The following is a 24678-nucleotide window of genomic DNA, read 5'->3' on the forward strand; positions in this document are numbered from 1 at the left end:
TGGGCCGTTGGTAGGTAATCCGTTGGCCGGGAGGTAGAAAGGAGGCGTAGGTCCGCGACGATGCCCCGAGGAGCCGCCCCATGCCCGAGGTCCGCCCGCTCGACGGTCTCAAGGTCGTCGACCTCTCCCGGATCCTGGCGGGGCCCTACTGCACGCAGTACCTCGGCGAGATGGGTGCCGACGTCGTCAAGGTCGAGCCGCCCGGCCACGGCGACGACACACGCCTGTGGGGTCCGCCGTTCGTCGGTGACGAAGCCGTGTACTTCCTCGCGGCCAACCGCAACAAGCGCGGGATCGTGCTCGACCTGAAGTCCGAACGCGGCCGCGAAGCCGTGCGCCGGCTTGTGGCCGACGCGGACGTGCTCGTCGAGAACTTCCGCCCCGGCACGCTGGAGCGGTGGGGCCTGTCGTACGCCTCGCTGTCCGAGCTGAACCCGCGGCTGATCCACGTGTCGATCACGGGCTTCGGCCAGACCGGGCCGTACCGCGACCGGCCGGGCTACGACCTCGTCGCGCAGGCGCTCGGCGGCGTGATGGGGCTGACCGGTGAGCCCGACGGCGCGCCCGCCAAAGTGGGACTGCCCGTGGCCGATCTCAACGCGGGGACGTGGGCGATCATCGGCGTGCTGATGGCGCTGCAGGCTCGCCACACGAGCGGGCGTGGGCAGTACCTCGACGTCTCCTTGCTCGACGCGCAGCTCGCCTGGCACATCTACGCTGCCGGCGCGCACTTCTACGACACCCCGCGGCCGCGCCGGATGGGCTCGGCGCACCCGAGCATCGTTCCGTACCAGGCGTACCACGTGTCCGACGGCTGGCTCATCATCGCGGTCGGGAGCGAGAAGCTGTGGCGCAATTTTTGCGGCGTGCTCGGCCTGGACATCGCGGAGGACCCGCGGTTCTCCACCAACGCGGCGCGGTCGGCGCATCGCGACGAGCTCAACGCGTTGGTGGAGGAAGTGCTGGTCACGCGCACCGTCGACGACTGGACGAAGGCACTGGACGAGGCGAGCATCCCGGCCGCGCCGATCAACGAAATCGACGACGTGTACGCCGACCCGTGGACCGCTGCGCGCGACCAGGTCGTGCGGCTGCCGCACCCGACCATCGGCACCTACCTCGGCACGGGTTTCCCGGTGAAGGCCTCGGACACGCAGCCGCGGCCGACGTCGGCGCCGCCGGTGCTTGGCCAGCACACGGCGGAGGTGCTCGGGGAAATCGGGTACTCCGAGGCTGAGATCGCGGAATTTTTGTTGTGACGAAGGAGGATTACATGGAGAACCCGCTGTGGCACCCGTTCGCGGACATGGGTGCCGTCGACGGCGACCGTTTCGTGATCACGCGCGGCTCGGGCTCGTACGTGTGGGACGACGCCGGCCGCCGCTACTTCGACGCCACGGCTTCACTCTGGTACGCGAACTTCGGGCACGGGCGGCCCGAGATCACCCAGGCCGTGACGGCGCAGCTGGAGAAGCTGGATTCGTACAACCTGTTCGGGTACTACGCGAACGAGCCGGCGTTGGAGCTGGCTTCGCGGCTTTCTTCGCTTGCTCCGGTGCCGGGGTCCAAGGTGTTCCTCGCTTCCGGCGGTGGTGATGTCGTCGACACGGCGGTGAAGATCGCGCGAGCACACTTCGTCCACACTGGACAGCCGGAGAAGACCCACATCATCGGGCGGACACAGGGGTACCACGGGACGCACGGGTTCGGTACCGCGGTAGGCGGGATCCCGGTGAATGCCGAGGGGTTCGGGCCGATGCCGTCCGGGTTTTCGCATGTGGCGTACGACAGTGTTCCGGCTTTGGAGGCCGAGATCCTGCGGGTGGGGGCGGATCGGGTTGCCGCGTTCTTCTGTGAGCCGGTGATCGGTGCCGGTGGGGTGTTGTTGCCGCCGGAGGGGTATCTCGAGGCCGCGGTGGAGGTTTGTCGCCGGTACGGGGTGCTTTTCGTGGCGGACTGCGTGATCGCCGCCTTCGGGCGGTTGGGGACGTGGTTCGGGATCGATCGGTGGGCGGTTCGGCCGGATATGGTGACGACGGCCAAGGGCCTTACCGGTGGGACGATTCCGTTGGCCGCGTTGCTGGTTTCGCCCGAGGTGGCGGCGCCGTTCTTCACTGGTTCGGCTGGAGCGCCGGTTTTGCGGCACGGGGCGACTTACGCCGGGCATCCGGTGGGTTGTGCCGCTGCGTTGGCGACGCTGGACATTTACGAGAAGGACGGGTTGATCTCGCGGGGGCGGGAGTTGGAAAAGCCGTTGGCGGACGCGTTGGCCGGGGCGGCTGACCATCCGTTGGTTGCCGAGGTTCGGGCGGGGCTGGGGTTTTTGGCCGCGGTGGAGCTGTCGGCGGAGGTGCTGGCAGCGGATCCCGGGGCGCCGGGGAAGCTGCAGCGGCTGGTGCGCGACGAGGGCGTTTTGGTGCGGCCGTTGGGGAAGGGGATCGCCATGTCGCCGCCGTTGGTGGCGGGGGATGAGGAGCTGGACCTGCTGGCGGCGGCGATTCCGGCGGCGCTTTCTCGGCTGCAGGGTTAGGTTTCCGCGCGTTGCGGGGCCCTTCCTGCCTGGTCGCGCGAGCCGGCGGTCAGGTACAGCACGGCGTAGCAGGCGAGCCAGTGTTCGACCATGTAGTCGCTGCCGCTGACGTGGTCGAGCTCCGGGTCCGCGTGGGCTTCGACGGCGGAGATCAGGAGGGGCTGGCGCGGGTCGGCGGCGGGGAGGCTGTCGGCCACGCGCAGCAGGCACCAGGCGCGGCTGAGGTTGAGGCCGCGGAGGTGGGCGATCTGGCCGTCACTGTCGTCGGACACGGTGGCCGGGGTGAGGAGCGCGGCGGGGAGCTCGGGGAGGAACCGGTCGAACCAGGCGGCGAAGTCTGTTCGTGACAGGAGGCTCGCCTGCAGCTCCGCTTCGGTGAGGGCGGGCGAGAGGAAGTCGGCACCGGAGGGTTCCCAGCCTGCGGGGTAGTCTGTGTCGGCGCTGAACCAGCGGGTGGCGGCGTCTTGGATGGCGGTGAGGAGGGCTGGGTTTTCGGTTTGGCTCCTGGCATACGGCAGGGCCCGGGAGAGACCGAAGGCGCTGTTGTTGTGCGCGCCGGTGCGGACGGGGTACGTCTGTTTGGGCAGCCAGCCGAGGAAGGCGTCGGTGACGGCCGCCGACAGGGGTGCGAGGTTGGCCGACCAGGTTTGGGCGTCGGGGTCGTCCCAGCCGGCGATTTCGTGGTGGAGCATCAGCGCCCAGCCCCAGCCGTAGGGGCGGGCTCTTGATCCTTTGGTCCGGAACGTTTCGGCTTCACCCTTGAGGGCGTCGGCGGTGAAGTGCTCGTTGAGCGCGGTCCGGATGTCGTCGGCGGGTACGGCGTCCGGGATTGTGCGGAGCAGCCGGACGAGCAGCCAGTGCATCTCGACGCAGGAATGCCAGTCGAAGCAGCCGTAGAAGGCGGGATACAGGTCGCGCGGACGGTTCGGGAAGTCCCCCGCGAACCGCATCGTGCTGCGGATGTCGTTGGGGAACTCTTTCCTGATGTTGCGCAGCGCGGCCGCGCTGTACTCGGCGGCTCGGGCAAGCAGCTGGGTCTCTCGGCGGGATGTCATGGGCGTAGGGGCCTCCTGCCATTGGATGAATCAGACCGGCCGTTCCCTGCTGCCGGGCCATGGACACCACGCATCACCCCACACCGACGCGCCTGGCCGCAAGATCCTCAGCCATGCCATCCATGTCTCGCCACTCTCGGTGGTAAGACATGGGTCCACTCGGCAAGGCCCCGTGTTGGCTGGCAAGTCTTCGTGCTCGCGGCAAGCCCGGAGGTGGATGGCAAGTCCGGTGCCTCTTGCCCTGCCATTGCCGCGGCAACGTGCGACATTCAATGGCAAGTTTCCGCGTTCATGGGCAAGGCGCCACGGGCGTTGCCGTGTATCGAGGTGTGGCAAGTACAGCGCCCTTGGCATGTGCCGCGGCCGTGGCGATGTGCGGCTTGCGGTGGCGAGGTGTCTCGCGGAATGGCATGGGCCAGCCCGGATTGGCATGGTGCCAGGTCGAGTGGCAAGTTCCGCTCGGAGTGGCAAGGGCGGTTTCAGCGACAAGGTGGTCCGAGCAGCAAAGGTCGCGATCACTACGAAGGCTCCGCCCCGCGTCAGCCAGGCCGGGGCGAGAGGTGGGTGGGGCCGAGGTGGCCGGAAGCTCCGAAAGAAGCCGCCCAACCCGTCAACCGATGCAGAATTCGTTGCCCTCCGGGTCCGCCAACGTGATCCAGCGGTTCGGCCCCTGAGAGCCCCGGTGCAGGAACGTCGCGCCCCTGGCCTGGAGTTTGGCGGACTCGTCCTCCATGTTCTCCGGGCCGCCGACGCGGACGTCGAGGTGGAGGCGGTTTTTCACGGTCTTGCCTTCGGGTACGAGCTGGAACAGAACGCGGCGCGACGTCTCCGGGTGGGAGATCGCCGCGCCTTCGCGCCAGACCAAAGCGCCCCGGTGGACCGTGGTGTCGGACTCCATTGCGTAGCCCTTGGCGATCATCTCGCGGATGAAGGCCTCGTCGCTGGGTTCGGCGGTCCAGCCGAGCGTCTCGGCCCACCAGTCGGCCTGGGTGTGCGGTTCCGCGGAGTCCACGGTCACCTGGAAGTCATACGCCATACCGGGACATTAACGACCGACCCCGACATTTTCGGCAGCTCGGACTCGCCCGGTACGTCGGTGAACGCCCACTTGTCGACGCCCCCGCCCATGATTTCGGCGTAGCGGCGGGCGCCGTCGGCGTTGGCGAAGCGCACCTGCTGGCCGTTGGTGAGGTGGGTGATCTTGACTGCCACGCTGCCTCCAAACGCTGAAAACCGAGAGTGCCGGCCCGCGGAGCTTCCCCCTCCGGGGCCGGCTCGATCAGTAGAACACGTGTTCGAAGGCGCCCGCAAATCGGGCCCCCCTCGTGGGCGACGTATGTCCCCCAGAGGGGTAACACCGCTGGTCAGCGGATCATCGCGAGACGCGGCCAGCGGTCCAGTCCGAGCGCCGCATCGTGCTCGCGGATGGCGCGCAGCGAAGGGCCCCACGACGCCACGGGAAGCTCCCGGAAGCCCAGCCGCGCGTAGTAGGGAGCGTTCCACGGCACGTCACGGAAGGTCGTCATCGTCAGTGCCGGCAGACCGCGACCAGTCGCCCACGAAGCCGCTGTCTCGATCAGCTCGCGACCCAGCCCCCGGCGCGCGAAGGACGGCAGCACCGACACTTGCTCGACGTGACCATTGCCGTCCACGACGTCCACCACCAGGTACGCGGCCACGGCACCCGACGAATCCACCACCCAGCACCGCCCCTCGGCCTGGTACGGCAGCAGCTCCGCGACAGAAAACGGTTCGTCATCCGCGACGGCCGCCATCCCCAGATCGCGGAACGGCTCCCCGGCCGTGCGTTCGAGCTCGCCCAGCAGCGGCAGGTCGGCAGCAGTGGCGAGCCGGATCATCCCCCATTCCTACCCGTTACCCCGAATACGACGAAACTGCTTTCTGGATGCGCTCGGCATACACCTGCAACGCGCTGATCGCCTCGGCCCGCGCGGCGTCGCCGATGCGCGCGGCGGGCCCGACGAGCGAGAGCACACTCGGCCGCGTCCGCCCCGTTTCCACCGGCACCGAACACGCCCACACGCCGTCTTCGATCTCGCCCCAGCTCTGCGCGTAGCGGTTCGCCAGGGCGAGCTTCAGCTCCTCGCGCACCTCGATCCCCTGTTCGCGCGCGATCTCCGCGACGCGCTGCTCGCGTTCGCCGTCGGGCAGCAGGGCGAGCAGCATCTTGCCGGTCGCGCCCGCGCCGAGTGGGATCGAGTGCCCGGGCTGGAACGTGAACCGCATGGCACGGTCGCATTCGACCCGATCGGTGCACACGGCGAGGTCACCGAAATGCTGGAACAGCAGGATCGTCTCGCCGAGCTCGCGCGACGCCTCCTCCATGGTCGGGCGGGCGATGCGGGCGACGTCGTTGGCCAGCCGTGCGGCGCGCGCGAGCGGCATCACCTGGCTGGTCACGTGGTAGCGGCCCGAGCGGGCCTCCTCGAGCAGCTGCAGTTCCTTCAGCAGCTGCACGTAGCGATAAGTCGTGGCCACCGGGCTGCCGATCACCTCGGCCAGCTCCGCGACGCTCGCTTCCCACCGGTGCTCGGAGAACGCGAGCAGCACCTGCAGAACCTTGCGCGAACTGCTTGTGCCTGCTGTTCGGCGCGGCCCCTCGGAGCTTGCAGAGCTTGCAGAGATTTCTTCGGTAGGCGGCATTCGAAATCCTCTTCGTGGTCTGCGACCCGACTCGCGCGCACGACAAGTGAATAAATTACCACACGCCCGGAAAAATCGCGTGCCGCAAATTCATCGGAATGATCATGGCCGGCTATTCAGCCCGTTTCCCGGAGACCAGGAACGGCGTGAGCAACCCCGGCGCCGTCGCATCGGCCAGCGCGAGTCCGGCGCTTTCCCCGACGTCCACCACGTGGTAGCGGCCGCGCCCCGCCGCGATCGGCGCGACCACCGTGACGAGGCCGGCGCGCCGCTGGAACCACGAGCGTTCGACGACGATCCCGGTCAGCCCGTCGCGCCGCACCGCGACCGTCGTGCGCGCCAGCGAACCCGAGCGCGTGACGAGGTAGCGGCCGGCCAGTGCGTGGCCCAGCGTGCGGTAACGGTCCCAGCCCACCAGCACCGCGAACGGCACCAGCACCAGCACGAGCTGCCACGGCCAGTCCGGCAACGCGCCGGCCCACGCCAGCAGGAACAGCGCGGCCGCCGGCACCAGCACGCTCATCAGCGCCCGCGTCATCCGCCGGTTCAGCGCCTCTCGCGGGTGCCGCACGAGCGCCGCGCCCGCGACGTCCTCGCCCAGCACCTCGCCCGCCACCTCCTGCGCGCGCCCGAGCGGCGCGGGCGGCAGCAGCAGTCCGCCACCCTTGTCGGCGCCCTTGCCTTCGCGCAGGCCGGCGGCCACCGCCACGCACTTCGCGCCGCCGACCATCCGCAGCGGCAACGGTTCCTTCAGCTCGACCCCGCGCAGCCGGTCTTCCTCGATCGACACCGACCGCGTGGTGATGAGCCCGCGCCGGATGTGCAGCGTGCCGCCGGGCTCGCGCGTGAGGCGGAAGTTCCAGAACGACAGCACGTAGCCGCCCACCGAAAGCACCGACACGAGCAGCAGCAGGCCGATCGCCGCCGCGACCACCGTGAGCCACACGGGTTCCTCCGTCACGCGATCGGCGAGCTCGCGCAACGGCCCGTAGCGCACCGGGTCGAGGTTCAGCTCGTGCGCGAAGTGGTAGACGGTGCCGAGCATCGCGCCCACCACCGCGATGCCGGACAGCGTGAACGGCGCGTACCGCAGCCACTTCCGGTCCACGGCCGCCACCAGCTGCTCCGGCGGCGCCACGACGTCGGCCGTCACCGCTTTCCGGTGCAGCAGCAGGGTCCGCAGGCGTTGCGCTTCCTCGCGGGTGACTGCGTCGAGCACCAGCGCGTCCTTGCCGGGCCCCTTCCCGTGCGAGTGCCGCCCGGTGCCGATCCGCACCGCGGCCAGGGAGAACAGCCGGTGCTTCGGCTCCGACACCACGTCGACGGTGCGGATCCGGTCGCGCGGCACGGCCCGCTGCTTGCGCAGCAACAGCCCGGTGTGCCATTCCACCTGAGTCGCGGTGATGCGGTAGCGCGAGGTGAGGCAGTGCGAGATGCCGGTGGCGATCGTCAGCGCCGTGAAGGCGAGCCCGATCCACTGCCAGCTGTTGCCCGAGCCCAGCAGGAGCGCGCCGACGAGCACGGGCAGCGACCGGACGAGGTCGAGCACCGGCCGGATCAGCAGCATCCGCAGGTCGAGCCGGTGCCACGGCGCTTCCGCCGTGCCCTCGTACGCCTGGGTGGTCGTCGGCAGCGCCGCGCTCACGTGGCGTCTCCGCGTACGGCCTGCGTGGTGCGCGTCAGCTCGTCGGCCAGCGCCACCGCGCGGTCGTGGTCGAGGCCGGAGATCCGCAGCGGACCCGCGGCCGACGCCGTGGTCACCGTGATCCGGGCCAGCCCGAACAGCTGCTCCAGCGGGCCGCGCTCGATGTCCACGGTCTGGATTCGCGAGATCGGCGCGATCCGCCACTCCTGCTTGAGCCAGCCCGCCTGCGTGTACACAGCCTCCGCGGTGACCTCCCACCGGTGCACGCGGTAGCGCCACTGCGGCATCACGAGCAGGTGCAGCGGCCCGAGTACACAGCAGAGCACCAGCGTCACCGACAGCCACGACGGCGGGTCGTCGCTCGTGGCCACCACCACCGCCTGCACGCCGATCACGACGAGCCAGCCGATCGCGGCCGACACCGTCCAGTGGCCGATGGCCTTGCGGCTCACCCGGTGCTCGGGTGGCCGAAGGCTCAGGCTCAACGCGGCGGGTTCTTCTGCGGTCACCTGCTCAGCGTGCCTGAACTGTCGTGATCGTGGCCACGACAAGTGTCACTGTGCCCCGATCCGGGGCCCCGGTGAGTGCGGGGCGTTACTATTCCGGCCGCGGGCGGGATGGATTCGCAGCGGTGCCGCGTTGAACTTGACTAAGCCTGTGCACGACAGCGATCAGCAGGAGGATTCCGGTGGGATTCGATCCCGAGGAACTGTATGAGGTGGACTCGGACGTCCCCGACCTGGACGGAGCCGTGCTCCTGCACTTCTTCGACGGTTTCATGGACGCCGGCTCCACCGGCAGGCTCGTCACCGACCACCTGACCAACGAGGTCGAGAACCGCGTGATCGCGCGCTTCGACGTCGACCGCCTCATCGACTACCGCTCCCGGCGCCCGCCGATGACCTACGCGGTGGACCACTGGGAGGAATACGAGGCCCCTGAGCTGGCCGTTCGCCTCCTCCACGACACCGACGGCGTGCCGTTCCTGCTGCTGTCCGGCCCCGAGCCCGACCACGAGTGGGAGCGCTTCGCCACGGCCGTGAAACACCTGGTGGAGCGCTGGGGCGTGCGCCTGACCGTCGGTTACCACGGCATCCCGATGGGTGCCCCGCACACGCGTCCGCTCGGCGTCACGGCCCACGCGACGCGCGAGAGCCTCATCGGCGGCGACCACCAGCCGCTGCCCAACCGCATGCAGGTGCCCGGCAGCGTGTCGGCCTTGCTGGAGTACCGCCTCGGCGAATGGGGTCACGACGCGATGGGCTTCGCCGCCCACGTGCCCCACTACCTCGCGCAGTCGGCCTACCCGTCGGCCGCGCTGCTGGTGCTGGAGTCCGTCGAGCGCGCCACCGGACTGCACCTGCCCGACGGTGAGCTGCGCGTGGCCGCGCAGGTCGCCACCGCCGAGATCGACCGCCAGGTCGCCGAGTCCGACGAGGTCGCCGACGTCGTGCGCGCGCTGGAGCGCCAGTACGACACGTTCGTCGAAGCCTCCGGTCGCGACAGCCTGCTGGCCGAGTCGCAGGAGCATATGCCGACGGCCGAGGAGCTCGGTTCGCAGTTCGAACGGTTCCTGGCCGAGCAGGGCGGGGACTCGCCGGAACGCTGACGCGCCGGCGGGTGCCCCGGGCCGGTCTCGGTCTCAGTCGCGGGCCCGTCTGCGCCCGGTGCGATACGCGATCGCGGCCGAGCGGACCGTCTGCCAGGCCCACCACATTCGTGTCGTCATGGTCGCCACCATCCCATGATCGGCCCTGGGGGTTTCCGGCAAGCTGCCCGGAGGGGTGCGGCGGGTGACGTTCGGACCACGGGCAGCCACCCCGGCCGCTGATCGGTACACAGTGGACGCTTGCTTTTGTTACCCGTTGGTAAACCGGCCGGCTCGAAATGGTGCCCGGATGTTGTATATCGTCCCGGGATGACCCAGCCGCACCAAGATCGTTCCACGGCAAGGACATTGGGCGGAGCTCTGCGGCGCAAAGCCGGCCTGGTACTGCGCCGGGTGGCCACCCGCCTGCATGACCCGTACGCCGATCAGCTGAACCAGATCCGGGATGAGCTCCGCGAGGAGATCGTCCGCCAGGGTGACCGCCTGCTCGACCGGGTGGCGGAGTTCGAAATCCGCAGCCGCCGCGACATCGTGTACGCCGGTGACCAGGACGCCGCGCTCGAGAGCAACGTGTTCGCCCGCGAAAACCTCATCGGCGCCCGCCACTTCGGCAGCCCGCCCGAGACGTTGAAGTTCGCGTTGTCCCTGGCCCCGGCCGGTGGCATGGCACTCGAGTTCGGCGTCGCGTCGGGAAACACGCTGCGGACCATCGCCGTCGCGCGCGGCGGCGTCGAGGTCTACGGTTTCGACTCCTTCGAAGGCCTGCCCGAGGCCTGGCTCAACGGCATGCCCGCCGGCGCCTTCGCCCGCGACGACCTGCCGGACGTCCCCGGCGCGGAACTCGTCGTCGGCCTTTTCAACGACAGCCTCCCGGGATTCCTGGAGAAGCACCCGGGCCACGTCGACTTCCTCCACGTGGACGGCGACCTCTACAGCTCCGCGAAAACCGTGCTCGACAACGTCGGCCCGCGCCTGCGTCCGGGCAGCATCGTGCACTTCGACGAGTTCTTCAACTTCCCCGGCTGGAAGCGCCACGAATACCGCGCGTGGATGGAACACATCGAGAAGACAGGCGTCGAGTTCACGTACGAGGCCTATACCTACAACGACAACCAGGTGACGGTGCGGATCACGCACGTGCCCGGGTACGAGGCTCCCGCGCAGGACGAGGTCTCCGCGGACCACGTCTAACGCGGGTAGCAGCCCGGCTCGTTCAGCGGCCCGATCGACGGGAGGACCAGACCGCACAGGTAGCCGTCGATCCAGTGGCCGTTGCCCGCGAGGTTGGTGCCGAGGCGCAGGAGCGGGGCAAGCGCTTTCACGCCGTGGGCGAGGGAATCCTGGTTGCGCTGCAACAAGGACGTGAGTCTCTCGAGGCCGGCGAGCGTCGGGGCGAGGGTGCGGTCGTTGTCGGCGACGAGGCCGGACAGCTGGCTGGCGAGGCGCCGCGAGCCGTCGAGCAGGGTGGAGATGGCGGACTCGCGGTGGGCCACCTCGTCGAGCAGGAAGTTGCCGTCGGCGAGCAGGCGCTGCACTTGCGCGTCGCGGTCGGCGAGTGTCGAGGACACGGTGCGGGTGTTGGCCAGCAGCGCGGTCAGCTGCGTGTCGCGGGAGGCGATGGTGTCCGACAGGCGGGAGAGGCCGCCGAGTGCGGTCCGGACGTCGGCGGGAGTGTCGGCGAACGTCGTGGCGAGCGTGTCGAAGCTGTGCGCGAGCCGCGTCGTGTCGATGTGGTCGACGGTGGCCGAGAGATCGCGGAACGCGTCGAGCACGTCGTAGGGCACGGTCGTGCGCGAGCTTGGGATGGGCACGTCCGGGTCGAGCGAGCCCGCGCCCGCCGGGTCGAGGGCGAGGTATTTCTGGCCCAGCACCGTTTTCAGCTTGATGGCGGCCGTGGTGCCGTCGCCGAGCCAGGCGTCCTTGACCTTGAACGACACCCGCACCCGAGCGCCGTCGAGGGTCACCGCGGACACGCGCCCGACCTGGACGCCGGCGATGCGCACGTCGTTGCCGTTGCGCAGCCCGGCCGCTTCGGTGAACTCGGCCGCGTACGTGGTGCCGTCGCCGATCACGGGCAGGCTCCGGGCGTTGAGCGCGGTGACGATGCCGAGCACCAGCAGCGTGAGCCCGGCCAGCGCGGTGCGGACAGGGTGGCGGGGACCTCGGGCTGAGTGCACGGCGTGAACAGTGCCGCAGGCGGCGTGGTGATGCCAGTCACACAACACCTTCGGTGGACGCCGGTGGGTTCCGCGGAGATCGGCTGCGGGTACTTTCCGTACGAACAAACCCCGGCGGAAGGTGGCACGGCGTGGCGCACACGCGGGTCTACCGCGACGGCGTGCTGGTCGAAGAGGACTTCCCGGTCGAGCAGGTTTCCGACTACCTGCGGGACCCGGCCACCACCGTCTGGCTCGACTTCTGCGAGCCGACCGAAAACGACCTCGCCTCGATCTCCGAAGAGCTCGGCCTGCACGCGCTGGCCGTCGAGGACGCGGCCGAGGAGCACCAGCGCCCCAAGTTCGACCGCTACGACACGCATTCCTTCCTCATCGCGTACTCGGCGCACTTCGACGTCGACACCGGCATGGTCACGAAATCGGAGCTCGCCGCGTTCGTCACGAAGCAGGCGCTCGTGACCGTGCGCAAGGACGACGGGTTCGACATCGAAGCCGTGGCGCAGCGGTGGGACTCCTCGGCCGACCTCGCGAAGTCCGGCGTCGCGTTCCTGCTCCACGGCCTGCTCGACTACATCGTCGACGGGCACTTCGACAGCGTGCAGGCGCTCGACGACCAGATCGAAGCGCTGGAAGACCTCGTGTTCGACGAGCGGCCCGACCAGCGTGAGCTGCAACGGCGTTCTTTCCGGCTGCGCAAGAGCCTCACGGCGCTGCGCCGCGTGGTGCTGCCGATGCGCGAGGTCGTGAACACCGTGCTGCGGCGCGACCAGCACCTGGTCGACAGCGTGATGATGCCGTATTTCCAGGACGTCTACGACCACGTGTTGCGCGCGTCGGAGTGGACGGAGTCGTTGCGCGACCTGGTGGCGACCGTGCGCGAGACGCAGCTGAACCTGCAGGGCAACCGGCTCAACACGATCATGAAGAAGGTCACGAGCTGGGCGGCGATCATCGCGGTGCCCACGGCGGTCACCGGGTTCTACGGGCAGAACGTGCCGTATCCGGGATTCCAGACCACGTCCGGGTTCTGGGTGTCCACAGTGGCCATTGTGCTGCTTTCGGTGGGGCTTTACGCGTCGTTCAAGCGCCGCGACTGGCTCTGATCGCGTTTCGCTCCGCGCGCACCCGGGTAGGTTCGGAACGGAAGGGATTTCGCACTTCGGGAGAACAGGCATGCGTGACTTCAGCGCCGGGCTGCACCCGGCCGCGGACCTGATGACCGAGGAAAACCTGGCGCACCAGGAAGAAGTGCGCCGCAAGGCGGCGCTCGCCGTGGCGGGGAACTCGCGCGGCGCGGACGACTGCGCACTGCTGCTGGACATGCTGGGGCTGCACACGGCGGACAGCCGGCGCGGGGAAGTGGCCTGAGCTCAGCCGGCGGGGAGCTTTTCGGGTGCCTCCTGCTCCTGGCTCTCCCTTTCCTGGCACAGCGTGCACACGAGCTTGCGGCCGATGCACTGGCCTTCGGGGGTCACGAGGTGGGCGACGTGCAACGTGGGGTAGCCGCACTTCTCACAGGGAATCGCGGTGCTCTCGTGGCTGATCAGCACGCGGATGGGCATCGGGCTCTCCTCTGGCGGAGTGGGGTCGCGTTCGGCTAACCTCTTTGGCCGCGTCTCAGTCTCGGCAAGGCGGCATGCCACCCGTTCGGGGGATGAGTTTCACCCTGAGTAGAACGACAGCTCCGGCTGCGCACTTCTAGGCGCGGTACACCTCGGTTCCGTCGGTGTACGTGCGCACCACCTGCGTCGCGCCGATCTCCCGGCGCGGGCCGTCGAACGGGTCGCGGTCGAGAACCACCAGGTCCGCGGCCTTTCCGACGGTGAGCGCGCCGGTGACGTCGTCGAGGTGGTTCACCGCGGCGCTGCCCGCGGTGTAGGCGCGCAGCGCGGTCGCGAGTGGTAACGCTTGTTCCGGACCCAGCGGCGGAGTCGCCGCGCCGGGCAGGACACGGTTCACGGCGACGTGGATCGCGGCGAGCGGGTCGGGGCTGCTGACCGGCCAGTCGCTGCCCATGGCGAGCGCGGAGCCGGTGCGCAGGAGGTCGCCGAACGGGTACTGCCAGGCGGCGCGGGGATAACCGAGGAAGGGCAGCGTGAGGTCGTCCATCTGCGGTTCGTGCACGGCCCACAGCGCCTGCAGGTTGGCCGTGGCGCCGAGGCGGTGGAAGCGCGGGACGTCGGACGGGTGCACCACCTGCAGGTGGGCGAGGTGGTGGCGGCGGTCGGAAGTGCCGTTGTCGGCGATGGCCGCTTCGAGCGCGTCGAGGACGTCGCGGACCGCGCGGTCGCCGATCGCGTGGAAGTGCACCTGGAAGCCGGCGGCGTCGAGGGCGGTGGTGACGTCGCGGAGCAATCCGGGGTCGAGGAAACCGAGGCCGCGGTCGCCGGTCGGGTGGCCGTGGGCGTCGAGGTAGGGCTCGAGCATGGCGGCGGTGAACGTCTCGACCACGCCGTCCTGCATCACCTTCACCGACGGCGTGCGGTAGTTGCGGCACTGCGCGGCCGTCGCGGCGCGGATCTCGGCGAGACGCGCGACTTGATCCGCGATGCCTTCGGGTGGGCACGAGCGGTCCCACCACAACGCGCCGGTCACCTTCGCGGTCAGCGTGCCGGCGGCGTCGGCACGCAGGTAGGACTCGTGGACGTTCGGCCCGCCGCCCGGCACCACCACCCAGGCGTCCTGCCAGTTCGTGACGCCGCAGGAGTGCAGGTAGCGCTGGGCTTCGGCCAGGGCGGCGTCGAGGTCTTCCTGCGTGTCGGCCGGGGCGACCCGGGCGACGAGATCCGCGGCGCCTTCGTGGAGGAGCCCGGTGGGTTGGCCGTCGGCGTCGCGCTCGATGCGGCCGTCGGCGGGGTCGGGGGTGTCGCGGTCGATCCCGGCTCGGGCCAGGGCGGCGGTGCTGACCCAGCTGGAGTGGTGGTCGCGGTTGGGGAGCAGCACCGGGCGATCGCCGACGACGGCGTCGAGTGCGGCGCGGTGCGGGCGGCCGCCGGGGAACGCCTGCATCGCCCAGCCGCCGCCGAGGATCCATTCGCGGTCGGGGTGGGCGCGGGCGTATTCGCCGATGATGCGGGCGTACGCGCCGGCGGTTTCGGCGCCCGAAAGGTCGCAGCGGATCCGTTCGAGCCCGCCCAGCACGGGGTGCGCGTGGGCGTCGCCGAAACCCGGCAGCAGGAGTCCGCCGGCGAGGTCGACGACGTCGTCGGCTTCGCGCAGGAAGGGTTCCACCGTTCGGTCGCCGCCGACGGCGACGATCCGGCCGCCGGAGATCGCGACGGCCGAGCAGCTCGTGCCCGCGGCGTCGGCGGTGAAGACGCGGCCGCCGCGGAACACCGTGGTCGTCATTACTGCACGGTAGCCTGGCGAGTCCACGGAGGACTCCGGGTCGGAGGGGGAATTTTGGTTGCCCCTGCGAACCATCTGCGCACTCCGAAGAGGACCGATCTTTCAACTGGCCAGCGAGATGACCACATCGGCGGACGTGAACGTTTCGTCCGAGATGGTGCCCTCGCCCGCGTTGATCTTGCCCGAAGTTACCCCATCCGGTCGGCCGGAGGGGCCAAATCACCGACCCTTGAGCACACTTCGTGACTCCCCAACCTTCTAACGGAGGAAGGCGTTGGGGCATTCGATGTATCTGCCACTCCGCCGTAACATCTTGTGCAGAGGAGCAGCCGGGTGAAAGCTCGGCTGAGGGGAGGGGTTTCGATGACGAATGCCAACAGGGTGGATTTGGCGGACGACTACCTCACGAGCCAGCAGCGTGCACTGGCCGAGGCGGTGGAGTCCGACGGGGGTTTCGGTGAGGGAGGCCGCAGCTTCCGGATCGCCGAGCACCTCGCGGCCGAAGGTGGCCTGCACCGTTCCGACGTGATGGCTGCGACGGCGCTTTTTCTGGCCTACACGGCCTTCCAGGAAGGCAACCTCGACGCGGCACAGGGATTCGCGCGACGGTTGCGTGGTCTGGACCCGGGCAGCGTGGAGCTCGTGTTCCACCTGATGCGGCTCGAAGTGGGGCGCGAGCAGGGCTGGCTGCCCCGCACGCAGTACGACGACCTGCTGGCCTACGCGTGGCGCGAGAACCGTTTCGACCTGGCGCAGCGCGCCGGCTACATCCAGGCGCGCGACGTCGACCCCGGCGCCGCGCCGGTCGGTTCGTGGGCCGAGCTCGAGCGGACCCTCTGCCCGCTGCTGGCGTGACGCGCGCCTAGCGCGGTGGTTCCGGCGCGTTGCGCGCCATGAACGTGCCGGCGTCGCCCTGTGCCGGGTCCACGAAGACCACGTCGTCGGGGCGCCGCCTCGGCACGTCCACCGACAGCACCACGAGCGGGTGCTCGCCGATCCGCGGGAAGCCGTGGACCTTGGTTTTCTCGAAGTGCAGCAGCAGACCCGGGCGGGCCTCGAACTCTTCACCGTCGAGGTGGAACGTGCCGCGGCCGCTGAGCACGTAGAGGTGCTCGTCGCATTCCGTGTGGTAGTGCAGCGGCAGCTCGCGGTAGATGCGGAAGATTCGCGCGCTCGCCGTGGGTTTGTCCACGAAGTACTCGTCGACCAGCATCGTGTCGGCCGTGTCGGGTAACCGGTCCAGAGCGGCGAGGACGTCGAACACGTTGGTTTCCACAGTCAGCTCCAATCGATTCGGTCGAAGAGCTCTTTCAGCTTGGCACCTCGGTGCGCGCTCGTCGCGGAAATCCAGGCGATGCGGCCGCGCAGGTGCGCCTGGAAATCGGGGTGGCCGGCGTGGTTCTGCGCTTCGGGACCAGTTGTGGCGCAGTTGTGGAGGGTGGCGCGGAGGTCGTCGTATCGGGCGCGTGGGGCCGCGGGTTTGGTGTTGACGACGAGGCCCGCCACGCGCTGGCGCTGGTACTTGGCGGCGACGGAGGTTTTGTCGTCGCGCAGGTGGAAGCCTTCGTCTTCGACGATTCGGCGGACGCCGGGGAAGAGCCGGTGGAGAGGCAGGGCGGCTTCGCCGGAGAAGGCGAGGTCGTCGGCGTAGCGGGTGTAGTTCGCGCCGAGTTTCTGTGCCAGGCCCGAGAGCCTGCGGTCGAGCCGGTTGGTGACGGCGTTCGCGACAGCTGGGGACGAGGGGGCGCCTTGGGGCAGGTGCGGTTTGCCGAGTTCGTCGCGGACTTTTCTGGGCGCGGACTTGAGGACGTCCGGTGGCGTGGTCGTGGTGAGGATTCCGGCCAGCGCCTGGGCGACGGCGGGCGGGTAGCCGGCGAGTTCGAGTAGCGAGCGGATCCGGCGGGCGGAAATGGTGGGGAAGAAGTGCTCGAGGTCCATGCGGATGACTTTTTCCTGGCCCGCGTGGGGTTCCGCGCACGTGAGGATGGAGCGGCCGGGGTGGAAGCCGTGGGCGGCGTCGTGGACCGGGAGGGCAGCCAGGACGTGTCGGCGGACGCGGCGTTGGAGCTCCGCCAGGCGCGGTTTGGGGCGTTCGATGACGCGGAGGCGGCCGGTGGAGGTGGGGATCCAACGGTGGTGGTAGTGGCGGAGGGTGTGGTTGGCGCGGTCGTTCCAGTGGCGGGGGTCGGAGAACCAGGAGAGTTCGCCGGGCGTGAGGTCGAGGGCGGTGGCGCAGGATTCGAAGGTGGGCCAGCGGGGGACTTGCCAGCGCCAGATCGGGGGGAGGGGGTCGAGAAGGGATGGTTCTCGGGGGCCGAGTGGTGTTGACGAGTCGGCCGGGTTGGTCGGGTTGGTGGGCGACGCGGGGGTGACTCTTTCTCCGTTCATCCGCGCGGTCTTGTACGCGCAGCGTGCCGCCCTCGCGTGGGGCGCTGTGAATGGGTGATGTGGTGCGTTCCGGGGTTGCCCCGGAAGGGGTGGTTCTCCACCGGGCTCACCTCCCGCGTCGCCGGTGGTCGAGTTTAGGGCTTTCGGTGAAGCGGGTGGCGGCTCGGCGTGCTGCGCACACCATTGCGCCGCGGGGTGGGTGGTGGGGCACCCCGATTTTTCATTGTGACGGTGTGGGGGAAAGACATCGGGGGCCGGCCGGGGGAAGGGTGCGGGGAGGGGTGGGTGGGGGGTGAGTTGTGTTGCCGGGTGGGGGTTGAGGGTGGCAAGAGCCGCGCCGGTTGGGTGGGGTGTGGGTGAGGTGGGCGGGTGGCGGGTTGCCGTCTTAACCAGCACGCCGAGCACCGGCGTGTGGGATGCCCGCCGCAGCCCTGTCGTCCCCGCTTGCGTGCCAAGCGCCGGGCTGTCCGTCACACCCAACCGCCGGGCGCCCCCATGCGCCGGCACGCCAGCGTGTGTCATGGGTAGCGGGTCGGGTGCGGTGGGAGGTGCCGATGAAGCGTGGGGGCGATGAGGCCGTGGTCGAGGTTCGGGTCGCGGGGACTGGTGCGGAGCTTGAGGAGGCGCGGGAGTGTTGGCGTGCGGCCAATGTTGCGCGCGGCAAGGTGCCTGGGGTGGAGAGGATGGACCGGGTGCGGGAGAAGCTGGCGGATCCCGAGGCGCTGGTGCTCGTGGCGGTGGTGGGTGGGCGCGTGGTTGGCATGGTGCTGGCCGAGGAGGGGCGGGCGGAGGACGGACAGGGGCCGGTGCTGCCGGGGTTGTGCCACGTCTCGATGGTGTTCGTGCGGCCCGAGTGTTGGGGGGCCGGAGTGGGGGCGGCGTTGCTGGGTGCGTTGAAAGAGCGCGCTGCGGGTCGGCTGCAGTTGTGGACCGGCGTCGCCAATGAGCGGGCGCTGGCGTTGTATCGGCGGGTGGGGTTCAGGGCCAGCGGGCGGCGGCGGGAGATCTTCGGGGTCGGGCAGGTCGTTCACCTGGTGTGTTCCGGTGGGTGACACGGGCCACCCGTCGAGTCCCTTGACCTCAAGACCTTGCCTATAGCAAGTTTTGCCCTATGCAACACTCCGATCTCGAACGCCTGGAGCGGCTGACACGGGTGCTCGTGGCGGTGGCGTGGGACAGTGCGCACGCCGCGCCGCGAGGGGTGACGTTTCCGCAGGTGAGGCTGTTGGTCGTGTTGGCCAGTGTGGGGCGGGTGCCGTGTTCGCGGTTGGCGGCGGCGATGGGTGTGAACGCGTCGTCGGTGACGCGGTTGGCGGACAAGCTGGAGGCGCACGGTTATGTGCGCCGCGGGGAGGACGAGCGTCGGCGCACCGTCGTCACCGTTGAGGTCACGAAAGCTGGGCAGGCGGTGGTGGATGACGTGCTCGCGCGCAGGCATGAAGCGCTCGGGGAGTTGTTGGGGCAGCTCGATCCGGCCCGACGAGAACGAGCAGCGGCGAGCGTCGAGGACTTGCTGGCGGCGGCGGAGAAGGCGCCGCTGGTGCCGTCGGCCGGGCCGGGGCGGCTGTGAGCGCGCCGGGGAGGGCGACGCACCTGGGGGACTTCAGTGTGCGGCCGCGGATGTTGCTGATCACGGCGTTCGCGCTGTTCGTGGGGGCGGCGAGCGCGGTGGCGGCGTTCGCGTTGCTGAAGCTGATCGGGTTGATCACCAATCTCGTCTTCTACCAGCGTGTCGCCACGGATCTGGTGGCGCCGGGGGCGGTGCACCACCCGTGGTGGCTCGTGTTGAGCGCGCCGGTCGTCGGTGGGCTCGTGATCGGCGTGATGGCGCGGTACGGCTCCGAGAAGATCCGCGGCCACGGCATGCCCGAGGCGATCGAGGCCATCCTCACGGGCGAGAGCCGCGTGGCGCCGCGGGTGGCGGTGCTCAAGCCCGTGTCGGCGGCGGTGAGCATCGGGACCGGGGGACCGTTCGGGGCCGAGGGGCCGATCATCATGACCGGCGGCGCCGTCGGGTCGATCCTGGCGCAGCTGTTGAAACTCAGTGCGGATGAGCGCAAGACGTTGCTGGTCGCGGGGTCCGCGGGTGGCATGGCGGCGACGTTCAACGCGCCGCTCGCGTCGATCCTGCTGGCGGTGGAGCTGCTGCTGTTCGAGTGGCGCCCGCGCAGCTTCGTGCCCGTGGCCGCGGCTGTCGCGGTGAGCACCGTATTGAGGGGCTTCCTTCTCGGCACCGGGCCGGTGTTCGGGGTGCAGGCGCCGCCGAGCACCGGGCCGCTCGCCGACGGGCTGGCACTGATCCCCGGCATCACCGGCGGCCTGCTGGCCATCGGCGCGACGGCGCTCGTCTACTTCGCCGAAGACCTGTTCGCGCGCGTACCTGTGCACTGGATGTGGTGGCCGGCGATCGGTGGCCTGATCATCGGCGCGGGCGGGCTGATCGAGCCGCACGCGCTGGGCGTGGGTTACGACGTGATCGACCAGCTGCTCACCGGCCAGGCCACGACACAGCTGATCGTGGGCATCCTCGTGGTCAAGACGCTGATCTGGGCGCTCTCACTGGGCTCCGGCACGTCCGGCGGCGTGCTGGCGCCGGTGTTCATGATCGGCGCCGCGCTGGGTGCGGCCGAGGGGGCGGTGCTGCCGCACTTCGCGGCCGGGTTCTGGGCGACGTGCGGGCTGGCCGCCGTGGTCGGTGGCGTGATGCGCTCGCCGCTCACCGGCATCGTCTTCACGCTCGAGCTCACCCACGCGTGGAGCTACCTGCTGCCGCTCGTGGTCGCCTCCGTCTCCGCGTACGCGTTGTCCGTGTTGCTGCTGAAGCGTTCCGTACTCACGGAGAAGATCGCGCGGCGGCGCCTGCACCTCACGCGCGAGTACACGACCGACCCGTTGGAGACGTTCTTCGTCCACGAAGTCATGACCCCGGGGCCGGCCGCGCCCGCGCGCGTCAACGCGTTTCCCGACGAGACGCTGCGCGAGGTCGCCAACAAGCTCGCGCTCGGCCACGTCACCCGCGCCCGTGTGGTGGACCGCGACGACCCGGAAAAGGTGCTCGGCGTCGTCACCCTCGCGCAGCTGCTGCACGCGCGCAGACGTGACCTGCACGAGGAGCACCACCGGGAGCGCGTGCTGCCGATGCGGGTCATGGTCCCGGACTGACAGCCCCGCGAACGCGCCGATCTTGACAGTGTGAAAATGATCCACGTGGGTTCGCAATCGCGGCGGCGCTGGTCGCCCGGGTGGATCGTGTTCACCATCGTCCTGGTGCTGATCGCCGTGCCGGCGAGCGTGGTCGGCTACAACACGCTCACGGCCGGCGCGCACGAGGAGGAGCACACTGTCTCGCCCGCTTACTTCGCCGACGTGTCGGCGCTGCCCGTCGCGCCGCCGGCGCCCGCGGGGCAGCCCGGCGGCTCCAGCGGCACCTGGCGCATCGACTGCGGGCGCGACGAGGAAGGCCGCCACAACTCAGACAACGTCGTGATCAGCCCCGGCGTGGCCGGCGGGGCGCACCATCTGCACGACTACGTCGGCAACGACTCCACCACCGCGTTCTCCACCGACGCCTCCCTCGCCGCCGCCGGCACCACCTGCCAGGCCGGCGACAAGTCGACCTACTACTGGCCCGTGCTGCGCCTGCCCCGCGGCGACGCGCGCCAGACCGTGTTCGGGCGGGTCCTCGTGCCGGACTCGGTGCTGATCGAGTACCAGGGCAGCCCGGTCACCAACGTCGTGCCCATGCCTCGCTTCCTGCGTGCCAACACCGGCAACCCGCACGGGTACACGCAGGCCGGCGTCGGCACCGACCACGTGCAGTGGACGTGCTCCGGCAGCCGCGACCACGTCGGGCGCCAGTACCCGCGCTGTCCGGCCGGGCAGCAGGTCGTGCGGCTGTTCGACTTCCCGAGCTGCTGGAACGGCCGGACCACCGACAGCGCCAACCACAAGTCGCACCTGGTCTTCCCTGCCCCGAACGGCGCGTGCCAGGCCGGCACGTTCGCCGTTCCGCGTCTGCACTTGGAGATCTCCTACACCGTGCCGACCGGCGCGGAGTACGCGATCGACTCGTTCCCGGAAGAGCTGAACAACCCCGTCTCCGACCATTCCGACTTCATCGACGTGATGCCGGACGCGCTGATGGCGACCGTCGTCGACTGCGTGAACTCCGGTAAGCACTGCTCAGCGTGACGCCGGAGGCTGGACTGTGGCGTTCGTCACGGTCCGGTATCCACTGAACTGAACCCCGCTCGCCATCCGTGTGCCCCTTGTGGAGGTGAGGAGTTCCCGCACCTTGCGGGACTCGGGAGGGTGGTAGCGGATGGCCGGGTTTAGGACCCGTCATCGCCAGCAGGTCGCCGACGAGGCTCTCGTGCGCTCGCTGTTCGAGGAGCACGGCAAGGCGATGCTGGCGTACGCCACAAGGCTGCTCGGTGATCGAGCGGCGGCGGAAGACGTCGTGCAGGAGGCACTGGTGCGCGCTTGGCGACACCCCGAGAGCCTGGTCAACGGCAAGGGCTCGGTGCGTGGCTGGCTGCTGACCGTGGTGCGGAACCTGGTCACGGACAAGATCCGGGCGCGGGCCGCGCGGCCCACGGAGGTGGCTGAGTCGCCGACCACCGTGCCGGTGGCGCGCGACCACTCAGACCAGGTCGTGGACTCGATGGTGGTGCTCGCGGCGCTGGACGACCTGAGCGCCGAGCACCGCGAAGTGCTCGAACACGTGTACCTGCACGGGCGGACGGTCGGCGAGACCGCCGAGAGATTGGGCATACCACCGGGCACCGTGAAATCGCGCTCCTACTACGGGTTGCGCGCTTTGCGTGAGCAGTTCCGGTCGCAGCGACTGGGAGTGGGGGCCGCCTGATGAACACTTCGCACAGCGACCGGTTCGACCTCGAGGCCTACGTGGCCGGCGAGGCGGGCACAACCGACCAGCAGGACGTCGAGCAGCACCTCACGACCTGCGCGGAGTGCCGGGAGGAGGTGGAGTCATTGCGTGAGATGCAGGAGTTCCTGGGCGCGTTGCCGCCCGAGGCGCTGCTCGACGGGCCGCCGGACGACGCGGACCTGTTGCTGCAACGCACCTTGCGGCAGATCAGGTCGGAGTCGGCGGGTGCCCGCGGCCGGGGCCGGATCCTGGCCGCGTCGGCGGCGGTCATCGTCGCCGCGGCGGCGCTGGGCGCGGGCGTGCTCGTGGGCAAGTCGGGCGACAGTGGGGCAGGGACGGCCGTCGCCGCGCCGCCGGTGTCCGCGCCGGCCACTGTGGCACCGGGAACCCGCAACGCGACGGGGGAATCCGCCTCGGGAGCACGGCTGAACGTCGCGGTCACCCCGGCGGCCGGCTGGGTGCGGCTCAACGCGTCCGTCACCGGCATCCCGGAGGGGCAGAAGTGCCGGCTCGTGGTGGTCGGCAAGGACGGCAGCCGCGAGATCGCCGGCAACTGGCTGGTGTCGGACAAAGCGGCGAGCGACGGCGTGAACCTCGACGGTTCGGCGCTCGTCGACCCGGCGAACGTCGCGTCGGTGCTCGTGGAGAACACCGACGGGCACCAGTTCGTGTCGGCCTCGCTGTAGGTTCTTCGAAAGGCGCTGCCCGTTCGTCCAGTGTGGACTGGACGAACGGGCAGCGCCTTTCTGCTGTCCTGACAAGGAGTTCCCGTTTCGGGCCGGTGTGACAGCCGTCACGAAACTTCGGTGAACCCTCACGGGGACCACACCCGTGTACCGGTCATCGAAGGCTCGCCATCTCCGGCAGCCGGCTCTGACAGGGAGAAATCCGAAATGTTGCGTACTCGAGTTGCGATGCTCGCCGCCCTGGTGGCGACGGGTGTGGCGGCGCTGACGGCGTGCGGTTCCACCGCCGGCACGCCGAGTGCCGCTCCGGCCGGTGCCGGGGGCGCGGACCTGGCTTCGTCGGTCAACTTCCTGACCGGCACGGCCCAGGAGAACGGCGCGCCGCAGAACACCGGCGACCTCGCCGACCCGGCCGACACCAACGCGGCCGAGCAGTGGGTGGAGCTCGACGCCGGTTCCGCGTCCGGCCTGAACCCGGTGGTGCTGAACGGAAAGGGCTTCCTGCTCTACCGCTTCGACAAGGACAGCCCGAAGCCGCCGACGTCCAACTGCAACGGTGACTGCGCCAAGACCTGGCCGGCGGTCACGGTGAAGCCGGGCGGCAAGGTGTTCCTCAACGGTGTCGACAAGAACGACGTCGGCTTCGTCAAGCGCCAGGACGGCACGCTGCAGGTCACGATCGGCAACTGGCCCGTGTACAAGTTCAGCGGCGACTCGCAGCCGGGCCAGGCCAAGGGCCAGGGCGTGCAGGGCACGTGGTTCGGCGTGACGCCGGAGGGTGGCAAGGCGCAGACCTCGCAGGAAGGCACCGACCCGACGACCGGGGTCGACTACAAGACCGGTACCGCCAAGGAAAACGGCGCGGACATGACCCAGGGCGACGACTACAAGGGCCCGCGTACCGACGACGCGGCGATGAAGTGGGTGCAGCTGACCCGCGGTTCGGCCGGTGGCCTGAACCCGATCGTCCACGACGGTGCCGGCATGACGCTCTACCGCTTCGACAAGGACAGCCCGAAGCCCCCGACGTCCACCTGCAACGGTGACTGCGCTGTGAAGTGGCCGCCGGTGCTCGTGAAGCCGGGCTCGCGCATCTTCGTCAACGGTGTTCCCGCCGCCAAGATCGGCATCCTGACCCGCGCCGACGGCACCCGCCAGGTCACCATCGGCGGCTGGGCGATCTACCGCTTCTCCGGCGACAAGAAGCCGGGCGACATCAACGGTGAAGGCGTCGGCGGCACCTGGTTCGCCATCTCGCCGACCGGCGGCAAGGTCCTGCCGAAGGGTGGCGCCCCCGCCTCCAGCGGCCAGACGGCCCCGCCCGCGTCGTCTTCCTCGACCGCGACCCCGCCGTCCTCGAGCACCACGACTCCTCCCGGTGGCGTGACCCTCGGCAACGGCAGCGCGATCCTCGACAGCGGCGTCAACTTCGCCGAGCCCAACGGTTCCTTCGGGGTCTCGGGCCCGGGCTGTGTCGCCAACCCGCAGCCGACGCAAGTTTCCTCGATCCAGCTCAGCGGTGGCCCGGTGAAGCTCTGGAAGGGCCCGAACTGCACCGGCCAGTCGATGGTCATCACGGCCAGCGTGCCCGACCTGAGCAAGATCGGGTTCGACAAACAGGTCGCCTCGATCCGCTTCGGCGACAAGTGAAGTAATCAGTAGCCGAAGAGCCGGCGTGCGCACCG

General features: G+C 69.7%; 26 protein-coding genes. 14 read left to right on the forward strand and 12 right to left on the reverse strand.

What is annotated here, in order from left to right:
* The first annotated feature begins 80 nt into the window (after nucleotides 1-80).
* Together QRX50_RS16085 and QRX50_RS16090 are read left to right on the forward strand one after the other, a co-directional pair.
* A complete protein-coding gene (locus QRX50_RS16085; protein WP_285972740.1) occupies nucleotides 81-1259 on the forward strand; it encodes a CaiB/BaiF CoA transferase family protein in 1179 nt (392 codons plus the stop codon).
* A 14-nt stretch (nucleotides 1260-1273) separates the two neighbouring features.
* Nucleotides 1274-2530 (forward strand): aminotransferase family protein, encoded by a 1257-nt coding sequence (locus QRX50_RS16090; protein WP_285972741.1) that lies wholly within the window; start codon nucleotides 1274-1276, stop codon nucleotides 2528-2530.
* Here the strand turns inward: QRX50_RS16090 and QRX50_RS16095 are convergent.
* The 7 genes from QRX50_RS16095 to QRX50_RS16125 all read right to left on the reverse strand — a co-directional run bounded on the left by QRX50_RS16095 (nucleotide 2527) and on the right by QRX50_RS16125 (nucleotide 8403).
* Nucleotides 2527-3585: a DUF2891 domain-containing protein gene (locus tag QRX50_RS16095; RefSeq protein ID WP_285972742.1), complete on the reverse strand. Its 1059-nt coding sequence runs from the start codon at nucleotides 3583-3585 to the stop codon at nucleotides 2527-2529. The two genes, QRX50_RS16090 and QRX50_RS16095, sit on opposite strands and share 4 nt — an antisense overlap.
* A gap of 610 nt (nucleotides 3586-4195) precedes the next feature.
* Entirely contained in the window at nucleotides 4196-4621 is a 426-nt protein-coding gene (locus tag QRX50_RS16100; RefSeq protein WP_285972743.1) for a VOC family protein, read from the reverse strand.
* A complete protein-coding gene (locus QRX50_RS16105; protein ID WP_220243923.1) occupies nucleotides 4600-4797 on the reverse strand; it encodes a hypothetical protein in 198 nt (65 codons plus the stop codon). The genes QRX50_RS16100 and QRX50_RS16105 overlap by 22 nt, the downstream gene beginning before the upstream one ends.
* 152 nt (nucleotides 4798-4949) lie before the next feature.
* Complete coding sequence (locus tag QRX50_RS16110) at nucleotides 4950-5444, reverse strand: GNAT family N-acetyltransferase (protein ID WP_285972744.1); 495 nt, start codon at nucleotides 5442-5444, stop codon at nucleotides 4950-4952.
* 16 nt (nucleotides 5445-5460) lie between these two features.
* Nucleotides 5461-6156, reverse strand: a complete 696-nt coding sequence (locus tag QRX50_RS16115; protein ID WP_285972745.1) for an IclR family transcriptional regulator — start codon at nucleotides 6154-6156, stop codon at nucleotides 5461-5463.
* A gap of 205 nt (nucleotides 6157-6361) precedes the next feature.
* Complete coding sequence (locus tag QRX50_RS16120) at nucleotides 6362-7816, reverse strand: PH domain-containing protein (protein WP_285974480.1); 1455 nt, start codon at nucleotides 7814-7816, stop codon at nucleotides 6362-6364.
* A gap of 74 nt (nucleotides 7817-7890) precedes the next feature.
* Nucleotides 7891-8403: a PH domain-containing protein gene (locus QRX50_RS16125; protein WP_285972746.1), complete on the reverse strand. Its 513-nt coding sequence runs from the start codon at nucleotides 8401-8403 to the stop codon at nucleotides 7891-7893.
* 179 nt (nucleotides 8404-8582) lie between these two features.
* Here QRX50_RS16125 and QRX50_RS16130 point away from each other — a divergent pair, with 179 nt between their 5' ends.
* Both QRX50_RS16130 and QRX50_RS16135 read left to right on the forward strand, forming a co-directional pair.
* On the forward strand, nucleotides 8583-9503 hold the full coding sequence (locus QRX50_RS16130; protein WP_285972747.1) for a proteasome assembly chaperone family protein: 921 nt from the start codon (nucleotides 8583-8585) through the stop codon (nucleotides 9501-9503).
* A 309-nt stretch (nucleotides 9504-9812) separates the two neighbouring features.
* Nucleotides 9813-10694, forward strand: a complete 882-nt coding sequence (locus QRX50_RS16135) for a class I SAM-dependent methyltransferase (RefSeq protein ID WP_285972748.1) — start codon at nucleotides 9813-9815, stop codon at nucleotides 10692-10694.
* Here QRX50_RS16135 and QRX50_RS16140 read toward each other — a convergent pair.
* The gene (locus QRX50_RS16140; RefSeq protein ID WP_285972749.1) at nucleotides 10691-11680 is read right to left on the reverse strand and encodes an MCE family protein; all 990 of its coding nucleotides are present in this window, start codon (nucleotides 11678-11680) and stop codon (nucleotides 10691-10693) included. The two genes, QRX50_RS16135 and QRX50_RS16140, sit on opposite strands and share 4 nt — an antisense overlap.
* A 131-nt stretch (nucleotides 11681-11811) precedes the next feature.
* Between QRX50_RS16140 and QRX50_RS16145 the strand changes: the two genes are divergently transcribed.
* On the forward strand, nucleotides 11812-12783 hold the full coding sequence (locus tag QRX50_RS16145; RefSeq protein WP_285972750.1) for a magnesium transporter CorA family protein: 972 nt from the start codon (nucleotides 11812-11814) through the stop codon (nucleotides 12781-12783).
* A gap of 70 nt (nucleotides 12784-12853) precedes the next feature.
* Nucleotides 12854-13048, forward strand: coding sequence for a hypothetical protein (locus QRX50_RS16150; RefSeq protein ID WP_285972751.1), 195 nt, complete (start codon nucleotides 12854-12856; stop codon nucleotides 13046-13048).
* Nucleotides 13049-13050: 2 nt separating this feature from the next.
* On the opposite strand, the gene QRX50_RS16155 is transcribed toward QRX50_RS16150, so the two are convergent.
* Nucleotides 13051-13242, reverse strand: a complete 192-nt coding sequence (locus tag QRX50_RS16155; RefSeq protein WP_285972752.1) for a hypothetical protein — start codon at nucleotides 13240-13242, stop codon at nucleotides 13051-13053.
* Nucleotides 13243-13378: 136 nt separating this feature from the next.
* Nucleotides 13379-15028, reverse strand: a complete 1650-nt coding sequence (locus tag QRX50_RS16160) for an amidohydrolase (RefSeq protein ID WP_285972753.1) — start codon at nucleotides 15026-15028, stop codon at nucleotides 13379-13381.
* A 363-nt stretch (nucleotides 15029-15391) separates the two neighbouring features.
* Here QRX50_RS16160 and QRX50_RS16165 point away from each other — a divergent pair, with 363 nt between their 5' ends.
* Nucleotides 15392-15883: a hypothetical protein gene (locus tag QRX50_RS16165; RefSeq protein WP_285972754.1), complete on the forward strand. Its 492-nt coding sequence runs from the start codon at nucleotides 15392-15394 to the stop codon at nucleotides 15881-15883.
* A 7-nt stretch (nucleotides 15884-15890) separates the two neighbouring features.
* Here the strand turns inward: QRX50_RS16165 and QRX50_RS16170 are convergent, their stop codons facing one another.
* Nucleotides 15891-16304: a cupin domain-containing protein gene (locus QRX50_RS16170; RefSeq protein ID WP_285972755.1), complete on the reverse strand. Its 414-nt coding sequence runs from the start codon at nucleotides 16302-16304 to the stop codon at nucleotides 15891-15893.
* A 2-nt stretch (nucleotides 16305-16306) separates the two neighbouring features.
* Nucleotides 16307-17416 (reverse strand): reverse transcriptase family protein, encoded by a 1110-nt coding sequence (locus QRX50_RS16175; protein WP_285972756.1) that lies wholly within the window; start codon nucleotides 17414-17416, stop codon nucleotides 16307-16309.
* 683 nt (nucleotides 17417-18099) lie between these two features.
* Here QRX50_RS16175 and QRX50_RS16180 point away from each other — a divergent pair.
* The 7 genes from QRX50_RS16180 (at nucleotide 18100) to QRX50_RS16210 (ending at nucleotide 24643) form a co-directional block, all read left to right on the forward strand.
* Complete coding sequence (locus QRX50_RS16180; protein WP_285974481.1) at nucleotides 18100-18468, forward strand: GNAT family N-acetyltransferase; 369 nt, start codon at nucleotides 18100-18102, stop codon at nucleotides 18466-18468.
* A 179-nt stretch (nucleotides 18469-18647) separates the two neighbouring features.
* On the forward strand, nucleotides 18648-18986 hold the full coding sequence (locus QRX50_RS16185; RefSeq protein WP_285974482.1) for a MarR family winged helix-turn-helix transcriptional regulator: 339 nt from the start codon (nucleotides 18648-18650) through the stop codon (nucleotides 18984-18986).
* A 50-nt stretch (nucleotides 18987-19036) separates the two neighbouring features.
* The gene (locus tag QRX50_RS16190) at nucleotides 19037-20578 is read left to right on the forward strand and encodes a chloride channel protein (protein ID WP_285972757.1); all 1542 of its coding nucleotides are present in this window, start codon (nucleotides 19037-19039) and stop codon (nucleotides 20576-20578) included.
* Nucleotides 20579-20623: 45 nt separating this feature from the next.
* On the forward strand, nucleotides 20624-21607 hold the full coding sequence (locus tag QRX50_RS16195) for a DUF1996 domain-containing protein (RefSeq protein ID WP_285972758.1): 984 nt from the start codon (nucleotides 20624-20626) through the stop codon (nucleotides 21605-21607).
* A 130-nt stretch (nucleotides 21608-21737) separates the two neighbouring features.
* Complete coding sequence (locus tag QRX50_RS16200) at nucleotides 21738-22283, forward strand: sigma-70 family RNA polymerase sigma factor (RefSeq protein WP_285972759.1); 546 nt, start codon at nucleotides 21738-21740, stop codon at nucleotides 22281-22283.
* Nucleotides 22283-22993: an anti-sigma factor family protein gene (locus tag QRX50_RS16205; protein ID WP_285972760.1), complete on the forward strand. Its 711-nt coding sequence runs from the start codon at nucleotides 22283-22285 to the stop codon at nucleotides 22991-22993. Before QRX50_RS16200 ends, QRX50_RS16205 begins: the two co-directional genes overlap by 1 nt.
* Nucleotides 22994-23200: 207 nt before the next feature.
* Nucleotides 23201-24643, forward strand: a complete 1443-nt coding sequence (locus tag QRX50_RS16210) for a hypothetical protein (RefSeq protein ID WP_285972761.1) — start codon at nucleotides 23201-23203, stop codon at nucleotides 24641-24643.
* Nucleotides 24644-24678: the final 35 nt, after the last annotated feature.

It is taken from the genome of Amycolatopsis sp. 2-15 (assembly GCF_030285625.1).
Taxonomy (GTDB): Bacteria; Actinomycetota; Actinomycetes; order Mycobacteriales; family Pseudonocardiaceae; genus Amycolatopsis; species Amycolatopsis carbonis.